Annotated in this window: 12 protein-coding genes; all 12 read right to left on the reverse strand. The window is 42.0% G+C overall.

Annotated elements, in window-relative coordinates; translation table 11 throughout:
• Positions 1-62: 62 nt before the first annotated feature.
• Positions 63-2,027, reverse strand: coding sequence for a T9SS type B sorting domain-containing protein (locus tag HUW51_RS20590; RefSeq protein ID WP_185271493.1), 1,965 nt, complete (start codon positions 2,025-2,027; stop codon positions 63-65).
• Positions 1,993-3,165, reverse strand: coding sequence for an aromatic amino acid lyase (locus HUW51_RS20595; protein ID WP_185271494.1), 1,173 nt, complete (start codon positions 3,163-3,165; stop codon positions 1,993-1,995). The genes HUW51_RS20590 and HUW51_RS20595 overlap by 35 nt, the downstream gene beginning before the upstream one ends.
• A complete protein-coding gene (gene hisS / locus HUW51_RS20600) occupies positions 3,162-4,616 on the reverse strand; it encodes a histidine--tRNA ligase (protein WP_185271495.1) in 1,455 nt (484 codons plus the stop codon). The genes HUW51_RS20595 and hisS overlap by 4 nt, the downstream gene beginning before the upstream one ends.
• A 302-nt stretch (positions 4,617-4,918) precedes the next feature.
• Positions 4,919-6,475, reverse strand: a complete 1,557-nt coding sequence (locus tag HUW51_RS20605; protein ID WP_185271496.1) for a carbon-nitrogen hydrolase family protein — start codon at positions 6,473-6,475, stop codon at positions 4,919-4,921.
• A gap of 82 nt (positions 6,476-6,557) precedes the next feature.
• Positions 6,558-7,214, reverse strand: a complete 657-nt coding sequence (locus HUW51_RS20610) for a CoA transferase subunit B (protein WP_185271497.1) — start codon at positions 7,212-7,214, stop codon at positions 6,558-6,560.
• A 101-nt stretch (positions 7,215-7,315) separates the two neighbouring features.
• Positions 7,316-7,795, reverse strand: coding sequence for a low affinity iron permease family protein (locus HUW51_RS20615; protein WP_185271498.1), 480 nt, complete (start codon positions 7,793-7,795; stop codon positions 7,316-7,318).
• 23 nt (positions 7,796-7,818) lie between these two features.
• Entirely contained in the window at positions 7,819-8,514 is a 696-nt protein-coding gene (locus tag HUW51_RS20620; protein ID WP_185271499.1) for a CoA transferase subunit A, read from the reverse strand.
• A gap of 177 nt (positions 8,515-8,691) precedes the next feature.
• Positions 8,692-9,627 carry a bifunctional riboflavin kinase/FAD synthetase gene (locus tag HUW51_RS20625; protein ID WP_185271500.1) on the reverse strand — a complete coding sequence of 312 codons (936 nt, stop codon included), beginning with the start codon at positions 9,625-9,627 and terminating at the stop codon, positions 8,692-8,694.
• Positions 9,611-10,309: a tRNA pseudouridine(55) synthase TruB gene (truB, locus tag HUW51_RS20630; RefSeq protein WP_185271501.1), complete on the reverse strand. Its 699-nt coding sequence runs from the start codon at positions 10,307-10,309 to the stop codon at positions 9,611-9,613. The genes HUW51_RS20625 and truB overlap by 17 nt, the downstream gene beginning before the upstream one ends.
• A 1-nt stretch (position 10,310) precedes the next feature.
• Positions 10,311-11,150: an undecaprenyl-diphosphate phosphatase gene (locus tag HUW51_RS20635; protein ID WP_185271502.1), complete on the reverse strand. Its 840-nt coding sequence runs from the start codon at positions 11,148-11,150 to the stop codon at positions 10,311-10,313.
• Between the two features lie 6 nt (positions 11,151-11,156).
• A complete protein-coding gene (locus tag HUW51_RS20640) occupies positions 11,157-11,366 on the reverse strand; it encodes a DUF3098 domain-containing protein (RefSeq protein ID WP_185271503.1) in 210 nt (69 codons plus the stop codon).
• A gap of 134 nt (positions 11,367-11,500) precedes the next feature.
• Positions 11,501-12,400, reverse strand: coding sequence for a cell division protein FtsX (locus HUW51_RS20645; RefSeq protein ID WP_185271504.1), 900 nt, complete (start codon positions 12,398-12,400; stop codon positions 11,501-11,503).
• Between the last annotated feature and the right edge of the window lie 86 nt (positions 12,401-12,486).

A 12,486-nucleotide genomic window follows, 5' to 3' on the forward strand; every position in this document is an offset into this window, starting at 1 on the left:
AATTATGCTATAACTACATTTTTAATTAAACTTAATTTAGGCGCCTAAGTTTAATTAACAGCTTATTTTACTAAAGTTACCGAGCCTTTTCGCTGGATGGTGTTGCCGTTCAAATCCTGCGCCACCAAGGTATAAATATACGTACCTACGGGCGCGTCCTGCCCATTAATTTTACCGTTCCAGCCTTCGTTCGGACTTTTACTTTCGAATATAACCTGCCCCCAGCGATTATAAATTTTAAGTTTAACTGCTTGAATAAACCGGCCTTTTACCTCAAATATATCGTTTAAACCATCGTTATTGGGCGAAAAGGCGGTGGGAATATAAGCAGAAAAGTTTTGTGCCATTACAAATTTATTAGAATAACTAATTACCGGCGAATTGGCCGAAGTAACTTTAATGCGGTAACCGATTAATTGGCTGGTGGTGCTCAGGTTGTTATCGGTGTAAGCGCGAGTATTGCCTAGGTTTACATTTTTAAGAATTTGTCCGGTGGCATCGTCTATAACTTCCAGGGTGTAGCGGGGGGTATCGGTAAAGCCAACATAACCCGACCAGTTTAAACTAACTTTGTTTTCGGCGGTATTAAATAATCCGGTAAGTATAACCGGGCAGGTAATAGTACTTACCATAGAGGTTTGGCCGCAAGAATCGGTGTAGGTGGCTTGGTAACAAATTTGGTTGGTAGCGCTAAAAACCGAAGAATCGACTATTGAAAGTTGCTTTGCCGAGGCTAAATTACTAAATGCCCCGTTATTTACTTTTTTCTGCCAGGCAACTTCCTGAAAAGTGGCTGTGGCCGGAATTTGCAATTGCAAAACTGCCTGGTTTTTCTGATTAAAAGAAGCAAAAGCCAAACCTTGGGGTGGAGTGCTGGTTGTGTTATTTGTGCCGCAAGACTCGTTGGAACGCGAATACCGGTTATTCTGTAATTGGGCTACCACCCGGTAACAATACTGCCGGCCACAAGTTACGGCAGCATCGGTGTAAGAAGTAGCCGTACGGGGCAAGGTTGCCAGTAAAGTAGTACCCCGGTAAATCTGAAAATTTAAAATTTCGTTTAGTAACGAATAAGTCGGCCAGCTAAGGCGTAATGCGTTTTGCGCTGTGGTTAAAGTTAGGGGTAAATTGATTAAGGTATTGGAATAAACGCCCGTGGCTGTTCCACAAGCATCGGTAACCCGCAACCGGTACTGGTACATGGTCAGAGTATTAATATCAGACAGGCGAATTACTCCCGAACCCGGAACGGCATTTAACTTTTGTACTTCCGAAAAATTAGAACTGCCCACAGGAGCACTTTCAACTACGTAGCTGTATTCCGGTAAAATGTTCGCGGTTTGCAGGTCTATACTGCCCGTTTGGTTATCGGCATTTAACATTTCCAGGCTAAGGAGTTCCGGCGCTTTTATTTCGGGTAAAGTTTGTATTGTTACCTGGTTGCTTACGGTGCAAGTAGCCGTACGGTAGGCCGCCCGGATGGTAATGGTATAAGTGCCCGGATTATTATACGTTATGACAGTGTCCTTACCGGGTAATACGCGGCGTTCTACGCCGTTGCCAAACGCAATGTGGTAAACATCGTAGTTGGAATCGGTAATTTTTAAATTTATTTTATTTTGGGCGCAGACTAAAGTTTGTATTTGAGGCAGGGGAGTAGCCAGAACTTTAAAAGTTCGTTCGAACTGGTTATTGCCGGGCAAACCGGTATTTATTAATTGCGTTACGGTGTACGTGCCAGGATTAACGTAAGTAACACTTTTAATGGTATCCGGAAAAGTTAAACCATTAGCTTTATCGGTATCATAATACTCTTTATCTGGTTGAGCGTTCTGGGCGCACGATTTAAAACGAATGGTTTCGCCTACGCAAAAAGTATTTACCTCTACACCAGAAACGTTGTAGGCTTTAAATTTTTCAGTGCAGGTGCTGGTTTGAGCCCATACTTTGGCACTAAAAAACAAAAACGGTATAAATAGTAGAATTAAAAAGTTACGCAACAAGATTATAGGTTTTACAAGTAGCATACATAAACGTAACCGTTTGCCGGATGATGTCGGCAAAATTTGCTTCTTTTAAAACGGAAATAACCTGGTTTAGGTATGTGTTTGCCAAACTGCTATTTTTAAAATTTTCCGATTCCGGCTTTTTTTGCGAAGGTTTTAGCTGCAGCAAAGTGGCTAAAGCCACCGTTTGTTCCAGATTTTTTAAAATCGCATAGGTCTGCATCAGGGGGGCGCTACCAAAAACAAAGGAACTGTTTAACGTCGGTTGGGAATTTTCTTCAATTAAAACTAAGTTCTTTTGGGTTAATGGCTTTAGCAGGCCTGGAAGTAAGTTTAAATTTATTTTAAAATTTTCTTTAATAATTAAATAATCTGGAGATGATGAACCTTGTTCTGCAAAATAGTCGCTGATATGTTCCCCAAATTTTGCCAGCAATTTATTTAACTGCATACCCAGGCCACTAACGTATGTGGTATGTTCTTCCGGAAGCGCTATTGCGGCTTGTATTTGGGTGGCCAGATTGTTGGTTTGCTCCTCAAAAAATTCTTCAGCAGATAAAAAATAATCGTTGCCGGCGAAAAGCGTTTGGGTGTACTGCCGTATTTGCTTAAACTGAATAAAAGTATAAACCAGAACGGCCAAGTCCAGGTAAGAAATATGTTGTACAGAAGCTGGAAAATCTGCTGGCCAGATTACAGGTTGCCAACTAAAAATATCGTGCACATCCGCGGCATTTAAAAGATAACCCTGGTAATACACTTTACTTTGGCTAAATATTGGTAAAAGGGCGTGCGCCGTAGGCGAAGCAAACAAGCCTCGCGTAAATACCTGCGGAAAAACATCGAACTGGTAAAATTCTAAAATCCGGTTAATAATGGCTGCCCCATTACTTACCGGATGTTTGGCGGTAAAATCAGCTAAAAGCAGGAGCATAACCCGGGTTATTTCCGCGGGCACTTCGGTTCCGAACCCTAAAGCATAATCCGTGATTTCGGCGAAAGAAATAAACTCTTTTTTGCTGGCTGCATTTTCTAGATTACCAAAATGCGACTCATTTGGCTGGTACCTGAGCGTGGTAAGCTGCCCCAGAATTTGTTGAATAGCCTCCACCGTTAACGGTTTATCCAGTTGTAACCAAACCACATCCTCGCTACTCATGCTGCTAGCCGGTTAATAATTTCTTCTAAAGTCAGGCTTTCTTGTTCGCCGGTTCGCATATTTTTTAATTTTAAATGCCCGGTTTCTATTTCTTTGGAACCAATCAGCAAAACAAACGGTATTTTTTTCTGGTCGGCATAAGTCATTTGCTTGCCCAGTTTCACCTGATCCGGGTAAAGCTCCGTAGAGATTCCGGCGGTTCGCAGTTGTTGCAAAATGGGTAAAGCAAAAGTTTCGGATTGGCGATCGAAATTGGCAATTAATACCTGCGTACTGTTTTGCGCCGACTCCGGAAATAACTGCAGCTCTTCCATTACATCGTAAATCCGGTCTACGCCAAACGAAATGCCAACCCCCGACACATCTGGTAAACCAAACATGCCAGTCAGGTTATCGTAGCGGCCACCACCGGAAATGCTGCCCATTTTTACGTTATTTACTTTAACTTCAAAAATGCAGCCGGTATAGTAGGAGAGGCCACGAGCCAGAGTAGGATCAAATTCTAAGCGGTTGAAATTTTTAAAATTTAAATTTTTTAAAAAATCCTGAACTTGCTTAACCTGCTCAAAACCTACAAAATTGTCTAATGCTCGCAAAAATCCAACCTTGGTTTTTCCATTATAATTTCCTGTCTCGTCTAACTCAATATTATCTCGAGGTTCACCGATAGCTTGTTTATACGCAACTTCTAAATTATGTAATTTTTCTTCAAACGAGCCTTCAATTGAAAGCAGCGTAAATAGTCTGTCAACCATTTTGGGCGTATAGCCTTTTTCCTGTAGTTCTTTGCTTACGCCTTCCTGTCCAATTTTATCCAGTTTATCAATGGCCACAAATAAATCAGTCTCTGATCCTTGGGCTCTTAATGTTTCAAATAAACCGCTCAGGATTTTGCGGTGGTTGATTTTAATGGTAAAATCCGATATACCTAAACTGGTGAGCACCTCATCAATCATCAGCACAATTTCGGCTTCGCAGAGCAAAGATTTGGTACCCACTACATCGGCATCGCACTGGTAAAACTCGCGGTAACGGCCCCGCTGCGGCCGGTCGGCGCGCCAAACCGGTTGAATTTGGTAGCGTTTAAACGGAAAAGTTATTTCGTTGCGGTTCATGACCACGTAACGGGCAAACGGTACGGTTAAATCGTAGCGCAAGGCTTTTTCGGAAATCTTGCGGAGTACATGTTTACTGCCTTGCTCTAAATCCGAAGCAGTAGTTTTAGCCAGGTAATCGCCGGAATTTAAAATTTTAAAAATTAACTGATCTCCTTCGTCGCCGTACTTGCCGGTAAGTACCGAAAGGTTTTCCATGGTTGGAGTTTCCAGCGGCTGAAAACCAAACTTCTGAAAAGTTTTTTTGATGGTATTAAAAATGTAATTCCGCTTTCCTACCACTTCCGGACCAAAATCACGGGTACCTTTCGGCAGGCTTGGCTTTTCTTTGCTCATGGTTGTTTAGGTATTCTGGCGCAAAGGTAAGCATATTTTAAATCACAGATTCAAGCAGATTAAACGGATTTCGCGGATTATACATCAAGACACACAAGTATCAAAATAGTAGATGTTAGACTTTGAGCTTGTAACTTAATTGACTCACAAAATCTTGCTTTAAAAACTCCGGCACCTGATTAATACTAAGTAAAAATCTCAAGAAGTTGATTTTAATAAAATCAACTTCTTGAGATTTTAAAAATTTACCTTTTTAAAAAATCGGAAATATCTGTTACTTCACGAAAATCTAGGATTTAGGATTAATCTAAAATCCAGTTCACGTTGTACAAATCTTTGCGACGGTCGCGTAAATTACGCACGCTGCCACCGGTATTTAAATCCTTCAGCAAATCCAGATCTAAGTCGGCGATTAAAGTCATTTCAGTGTTTGGCGTGGCTTCGGCTACTACAGCATCGTGCGGAAACGCAAAATCAGAAGGCGAAAACACCGCCGATTGCGAGTACTGAATATCCATGTTTTCGACGCGCGGCAAGTTTCCTACGCTACCCGTAATGGCTACATAACACTCGTTTTCAATGGCACGGGCCTGGGCGCACCGCCGTACCCGCAAGTAGGCGTTTTTAGTGTCGGTCCAGTAAGGCACAAACAAAATTTTCATGTCCATGTCGGATAACATACGCGCCAGTTCCGGGAACTCTACGTCGTAGCAAATTAAAATGCCAATTTTTCCAATGTCGGTATCAAAAATAGATAATTTATTACCGCCCCGTAAACCCCAGTAAGCAGCTTCGTCGGGAGTAACGTGCAATTTGTATTGTTTGTCGTAGGTACCATCGCGCCGGCATAAGTAGCTTACATTGTGAAGCTGCTTATTATTGTATTCGGGCATACTGCCGGCAATAATGTTAATGTTATACGATAAAGCCATACTGATGAGCTTTTCGCGTACTTCGTCGGTGTAATCGGCTAAACTACGGATAGCCGCCGACGGGTGCGGATCGTTGGAAAGCGCCATTAGCGGAGCATTGAAAAACTCCGGAAACATGATAATATCGGCTTTATACGAACTTACAGTATCTACATAAAACTCAATTTGCTGCAATAAATCTTCCAGCGAAGTTAAGTTACGCATTTGCCATTGCACAATCCCAATCCGGACTACGGTTTTCTGGCCGCCAATCAGTTCTTCGCGCTCTTCGTAGTACACGTTAATCCATTCGAGCAAAGTAGCGTAAGCTTTGGACTCAATATCGCTGGGCATGTAGCCTTTTAATATTTTGCGCACGTGAAAATCGTTACTAAGCTGGAAGGTTAAAATCGGATCGTAAATTTCTTTGTTCCGCACCATATCAATATATTTGCGCGGCGACATTTTATCGGCGTGTTCCATGTAACCTGGTATTCGACCACCCGCAATAATGCCACGCATGTTCAGGTTTTCGCACATTTCTTTCCGGGCGTCGTATAAGCGGCGGCCTAAACGTAAGTTGCGGTAATCCGGGTCTACAAAAACATCTACGCCATACAGCGTGTCGCCATCGGGGTTGTGGGTGTCGAATTTGCCTTTGCCCACAATTTGCTCGTAGGTGTGTTTATCGCCATAATCGGAATATTTTACAATAATACTGAGCGCGCCCGCTACTACTTTGCCTTTATCGGTAATACAAATCTGACCTTCGGGGAAAGCTTTTAACAAAGCCGCAAATTCTTCTTTGGTCCAGGACCCGCCCAAATTAGAATACACGGTATCCATAATGGCTTTTATGGATTTATAATCGGCGAGCCGCAGTTGGCGCAGAGTTAATTTATGTTCGGTTTCTTTTGTTCTATCGGAGGGTTTGCTTTTATCAGTCATAATTTATGTCAGTAAGGCTAAAATTTAAAAAATCAGCCCAGCGTGGTAAGTTGTATGTAATAACTATTGATAACAAAAGTAGTTATATTTTAATTTCCGGAACGTAATCCGGCACTATCAATTTGCCCGCCGTAGCTTGTTGAATTTGCGCTATAGTAACTCCCGGCGCCCGCTCGCGCAATAAAAATCCATCGGAGCTTATATCCAAAACGGCTAAGTCGGTAACCACTTTTTTTACGCAATGTAAACCCGTGAGGGGCAAGGTACATTCGGGTAATAGTTTAGATTGCCCATCGCGGCTGGTGTGTTGCATGGCTACAATAATATTTTTCGCCGAAGCTACCAGGTCCATAGCGCCGCCCATGCCTTTCACCATTTTACCCGGGATTTTCCAGTTGGCAATATCGCCGCGTTCCGATACTTCCATGGCTCCCAGAATGGTTAAATCAATGTGCTCGCCCCGGATCATGGCAAAGCTATCGGCGGAACTAAAAAGGGAAGAGCCTGGTAAGGTGGTAACGGTTTGTTTGCCGGCATTTATTAAATCTGCGTCTACTTCAAATTCGTAAGGAAAAGGCCCCATGCCCAGTAAACCATTTTCGGATTGCAACTCCACGTTTATGCCGGCCGGGATGTAGTTGGCCACCAACGTAGGAATGCCAATGCCCAGATTCACGTAAAAGCCGTCTTGTAGCTCTTGCGCTATTCGTTTAGCTATGCCGTGTTTATCCAGTGCCATGATTTGTTACTGGTTGTTCGTTATCTGATATTAAAATATTCGGATGAAAAATGAAGGTTTACTATTTATTAAAATTTTAAAAATTTATCCGAACTACTAAACTACTGTGGTTTATGGTCGGCTCGTTCTTTAGCTTCCTGATTTTCCCGGGCGTCTTCCATGGAGTGAGCTTCCACAATGCTTTCTTCTTTTTCCGCAATATCTGCCAATTGGTCGTAGTACGATTTTAAAACTTTTAATTCTTCGTCGCTTAAATCTTCGATGTTAATTAACCGGTTGCTGGCTCCTTTTAATGCCGCTACAACTTCGTTTAATTTTAACTGAATGGCCTGTGAGTCTTTGTTTTGCGCGTGCTGAATCAGGAATACCATTAAAAAAGTAACAATGCTGGTAACCGTATTTATTACTAATTGCCACGTATCTGAAAAATTAAACAAAGGGCCTGTAATTCCCCAGACTAATACAAAAGCTAATGAGACTAAAAAGGAAATAGGCTTACCAGATACTAAAGTTATTTTTCCGGCAAAATTTTCGAAGAAAACAGTAAACTTACTGGGTTGTTTATCTTTGGCTATTTCCATAACAACGATTTTAAACTAGTCAATTAAGTTCTTACGGTACGTTGTTCAATTCGTTTTTCGTAAGTCATTCCTTTAAAAATTCGTTGTACAAAAATGCCGGGCGTATGGATGTAGTTGGGGTCGAGTTCTCCGGCGGGCACCAGTTCTTCTACTTCCGCAATAGTTACTTTTCCGGCTGTAGCCATTAGGGGATTAAAATTGCGGGCCGTGCCTTTATATATTAAATTTCCGGCTGTATCGCCTTTCCAGGCTTTTACTAAAGCAAAGTCGGCGCGTAAGCCGTATTCCAGCAAATACATTTTGCCGTTGAACTCCCGGATTTCTTTGCCTTGAGCTATTTCTGTGCCGTAACCGGCTGGGGTATAAAAAGCCGGTATGCCGGCACCACCCGCCCGGATGCGCTCGGCTAACGTGCCTTGCGGAATTAATTCTACTTCTAATTCACCGCTGAGGAGCTGTTTTTCAAATTCGGCGTTTTCGCCCACGTAGCTCGCGATCATTTTTTTTATTTGCTTGTTTTTTAAAAGTAAGCCCAAGCCAAAATCATCTACGCCGGCGTTGTTGGAAATACACGTTAAATTTTTAAAATTTTGGCGCAGCAGCTCGCCAATGCAGTTTTCCGGAATGCCGCACAGGCCAAATCCGCCGAGCATAATGGTGGCGCCATCAAAAACATCCGCTAAGGCTATTTGCACGTTAGCTACTTCTTTGTTAATCATACATTTGCCTGATAATTTAAAATAGACAAACTAAATGCTAATCCAAAAAAGCTTTTAATGCATTAACAATTCACCATTATTTTACGCGAAGCAAAACTTCTTTGGATGTATTGTTATACTGGCAAACCAGGCACCGGGTTGATTGGGAAATTTTTAAAAAAGAAGTGATTAAGCAAGTTAAGCTATTTGCTCCAGAACAGCTAAGGCGGTTATTTTATCCTGATGCATTTGCGCGATTAGTTCTTCCAGATTTTTAAATTTTTCTTCGTCCCGGATGCGGTCCATAAACAACAGGGTAATTTCCTGATTGTATAAATCACCTGAAAAATTAAAAATATTTACCTCTACGGTGCGGGTGGTGCCCCCCACGGTAGGATTAATGCCAATACTGAGCATCCCCCCAAATAGCTGGTCTTTGATTTTTACCTGAACCACGTAAATCCCCAGTTTCGGAATTAATTTATGCGAATTGCTGATGCTGAGGTTGGCGGTAGGATACCCTAAAGTACGGCCCAACTGTTTACCCCGAACTACTGTTCCGGTTAAAGAATAACTTCGCCCTAAGTACGCGTTAGCCGTTTTAATTTCGCCATTTTCCAGAGCCGTCCGGATTTTAGTAGAGCTTACCGCAACATTTTCAATGTCCTGGCGCGGAATTTCTTCTACCTCAAAACCTAATTCGGGCGCGTGCTGGCGTAGGTACTCAAAACTACCTGTCCGGTTGCGGCCAAAGCGGTGGTCGTAGCCAATAACTAGTTTTTTGGTACGAATGGTTTTAATGAGAATTTCGGAGATAAACTGCTCGGAGTCTAAGTTCGCAAACTGCCGGGTAAACGGAATAATAAGTAAATAATCGATGTTAAAAGCGCTCAGTTCGGCTATCCGTTCTTCGATGGTAGAAAGTAAATGCAGGTTTTGAATTTCGGGCTGTAAAACCAAGCGCGGATGTGGCCAAAAAGTGATGACTACACTTTGCCCGTTAACATCCTGGGTAATTTGTATTAACCGATGCAGTATTTTTTGGTGGCCCAAATGTACCCCGTCAAAAGTTCCGCTGGTTACTACTGCCTGGCTTAATTCCGGAAAATCAGAAAGACTACGAATTACCTGCATGTTGCTCTTGTCTGTGCTGGCGGATGTTCTGGATGTCTTCTAAGGTAAGCGCCTGGTCCAGGTGAAATTCTCCGATTCGGGTACGAACTAATTGGGAGAGGTGTGCCCCGCAGCCCAATTTCACCCCAAAATCGCGAGCCAAACTACGAATGTAAGTACCCTTGGAACAAACAACCCGAAAATGGACGACGGGCAGTTCTATTGCGGTAATTTCAAACGCTTTAATATGAATAGATTTTGCTTTTATTTCGGCTTCTTCGCCCCGGCGGGCTAAAGTATAGGCTCTTTCGCCGTTAATTTTTACTGCCGAAAAAAGCGGGGGAACCTGGTCTATTTGCCCCACGAATGAGGCGGCAGTGGTTCGGATAGCTTCTTCTGTAATATGCTGGTAATCGCAAGTTTGGTCTACGGCTGTTTCCAGGTCGAAGGAAGGAGTGGTTTGCCCAATGGTAAAATGCCCGGTGTATTCTTTTTCCTGACTTTGAATTTCTTCAATTTTCTTGGTGAATTTGCCGGTACATAAAATCAACAGCCCCGATGCTAAAGGATCTAAGGTACCCGCATGACCAATTTTTTTAATTCTGAGCTGATTACGCACTTTCTTTACCACATCAAACGAGGTCCAGTGCAAGGGTTTATTAATTAATAAAATTTCGCCAGCTTCAAAATCGTATTCCTTCATGCTACACACTTAAATCCACGCCAAATAATAACAGCAATAAAAGCAAGGCTCCTAAAATAATGCGGTAAATCCCAAAAACCCGGAAGCCGTACTTCGTTAAAAAATTGATAAAAAATTTAATGGCCAACATAGCAACTACAAAAGCTACCAAGTTGCCCAATAAAAGCACTTGAATATCGTGCGCGGATAATTGATTAAGGCTAGCTTGAATTTTAGGCGTATTCATTTTGAGAATATCGTCTTTGATATCCAGGTGCAGAAAGTCGGTGATAAATTTATAACTGGCAGCAGCCAGCATGGTAGGAATAGCCAGAAAAAAAGAAAATTCAGCAGCGGCTTTTCGCGAAATACCTTGCGCCAAACCCCCAATTATAGACGCTGCCGACCGGGATACACCCGGAATCATGGCAATACACTGAGCTATACCAATTATAAAAGCTTGTTTCGCCGAGGGAGTACTATGCGTGGGATCGTTGTTAAACCATTTATCTACAAATAACAACACAATACCGCCCAATACCAACGATACCGCTACCGTAACCACGCTTTCCAGCATGGCATCGATTACATCGTTAAGTAAAAAGCCAATTACTACGGCTGGTAAAAAGGCGAGAAGTAACTTTTTGTAGAAATCAATGGACTGAAAAAACCGTTTCCAGTACAATACCAACACCGACAATATGGCGCCGAACTGAATATTAACGGTAAACATTTTAGTAAATTCCGAGGTGTTGATGCCCATTAAACTCGAGGCGATGATCATGTGCCCGGTGGAAGATACAGGTAGAAATTCAGTGAGGCCTTCTACAATAGCCAGAATGATTGCGTGCCAGAAACTCATTTATACTTACTTGCGATCTTTCACCAGAATAGCGAAAAATTCAATGACAAACCCGATAACTAAAATAATGGGACCTAAGGTAATGCCCAGAAAACCTTCTCCGTAAGGTTCTTTATCCAAGGTCATAATAATAAAACCAATGGCAAGCACAACTAAGCCCACGATCATCAACAAATAGTTTCGGCGGCCAAAAGCAAACTGATTTTTGTTTTCCATAAGTTAGGCGCTAGATTTTAGACGCTAGTCGTTTGGTTTGGATATTTTAAATTTTTAAAAATCTATTTAGATAAACTGCTATTACTGATTAAAACTTAATAGGTTAGGTTCTAACTTTTACTAGCTGTTATTGCTTAATAAAGTTCATCCAGAGATAAACGCATGTATTTCCGGACAGCCCTGTAAGAGCTGATAAAGCCGATTACCATTCCCAGTAACACCAATATCCCGGCCAGAATAATTAATTTGGTTTCGTCGCGGAGTAAATACAATTCGTTGATCTGGTAATAAGCGTAGGTTAGCAAACCTAACAACATACCCGAAGCCAGTAATCCGCTGATTAAACCCTGAAAAATAGCCCGGTTCATGAACGGTTTCTGAATAAAACCAGAAGTAGCGCCCACTAACTGCATGCTCCGGATTAAAAAACGTTGCGAAAACATGGCGAGCTTTATGGTATTATTAATCAAAATAATAACTACGAATACCAGAATAGCCGCGAAACTTAGCAGGATAATGCTGATTTTTTTTAAATTTTGATTTATAGAATCGATTAAGCTGGCTACATACTGCACTTCGTATACCCCATCAATCTCTTCTAATTCTGCTTTAATTTTTTTCAGATGTTCAGAATCCGCAAAATCCGGGTTAATGTTTAAAATGTAGGCGTCGCGCAAAGGGTTATCGCCCAGAAAAGCCATAAAGTCTTCGCCACTTTCCTGAATAAATTCTTTCGCGCCTTCTTCTTTCGAAAAAAATCGCACTTGCGGCTCCTGGTTTAAGTAGGCGATGTATTCTTTCTGGGAAAGAACATTTTTCATGCGGGCCAGTTGAGTTTGGGTTAAATCAAAATCCAGGTAAACCTGCACCTCAATGCTCTGCTTTACTACATCGGATAATTTACCCGCGTGAATGAGCAAAGTGCTGAACAAGCCAATAACGAACAAAGCCAGGGTAATAGTAAAAATAACCATGGCATGCGGGTAGCTACCTAGCTTTTTTTTACGGGTGGGTTTATTGGGTTGTCTGGCCATATACTCTTTTGCCCGGCAAAATTAAGAATAAAAACCAGAGTTATCAATTATCATTTACCAGTTAGTAGCTATTCGTCCTTTTTGCA

This window comes from Adhaeribacter swui, from assembly GCF_014217805.1.
GTDB classification, from domain to species: Bacteria; Bacteroidota; Bacteroidia; order Cytophagales; family Hymenobacteraceae; genus Adhaeribacter; species Adhaeribacter swui.

Coding starts and splice junctions, on each gene's coding strand:
- HUW51_RS20590 (WP_185271493.1), bottom strand. CDS start 2,027: ATGCTACTTGTAAAACCTATAATCTTGTTGCGTAACTTTTTAATTCTA.
- HUW51_RS20595 (WP_185271494.1), bottom strand. CDS start 3,165: ATGAGTAGCGAGGATGTGGTTTGGTTACAACTGGATAAACCGTTAACG.
- hisS (WP_185271495.1), bottom strand. CDS start 4,616: ATGAGCAAAGAAAAGCCAAGCCTGCCGAAAGGTACCCGTGATTTTGGT.
- HUW51_RS20605 (WP_185271496.1), bottom strand. CDS start 6,475: ATGACTGATAAAAGCAAACCCTCCGATAGAACAAAAGAAACCGAACAT.
- HUW51_RS20610 (WP_185271497.1), bottom strand. CDS start 7,214: ATGGCACTGGATAAACACGGCATAGCTAAACGAATAGCGCAAGAGCTA.
- HUW51_RS20615 (WP_185271498.1), bottom strand. CDS start 7,795: ATGGAAATAGCCAAAGATAAACAACCCAGTAAGTTTACTGTTTTCTTC.
- HUW51_RS20620 (WP_185271499.1), bottom strand. CDS start 8,514: ATGATTAACAAAGAAGTAGCTAACGTGCAAATAGCCTTAGCGGATGTT.
- HUW51_RS20625 (WP_185271500.1), bottom strand. CDS start 9,627: ATGCAGGTAATTCGTAGTCTTTCTGATTTTCCGGAATTAAGCCAGGCA.
- truB (WP_185271501.1), bottom strand. CDS start 10,309: ATGAAGGAATACGATTTTGAAGCTGGCGAAATTTTATTAATTAATAAA.
- HUW51_RS20635 (WP_185271502.1), bottom strand. CDS start 11,150: ATGAGTTTCTGGCACGCAATCATTCTGGCTATTGTAGAAGGCCTCACT.
- HUW51_RS20640 (WP_185271503.1), bottom strand. CDS start 11,366: ATGGAAAACAAAAATCAGTTTGCTTTTGGCCGCCGAAACTATTTGTTG.
- HUW51_RS20645 (WP_185271504.1), bottom strand. CDS start 12,400: ATGGCCAGACAACCCAATAAACCCACCCGTAAAAAAAAGCTAGGTAGC.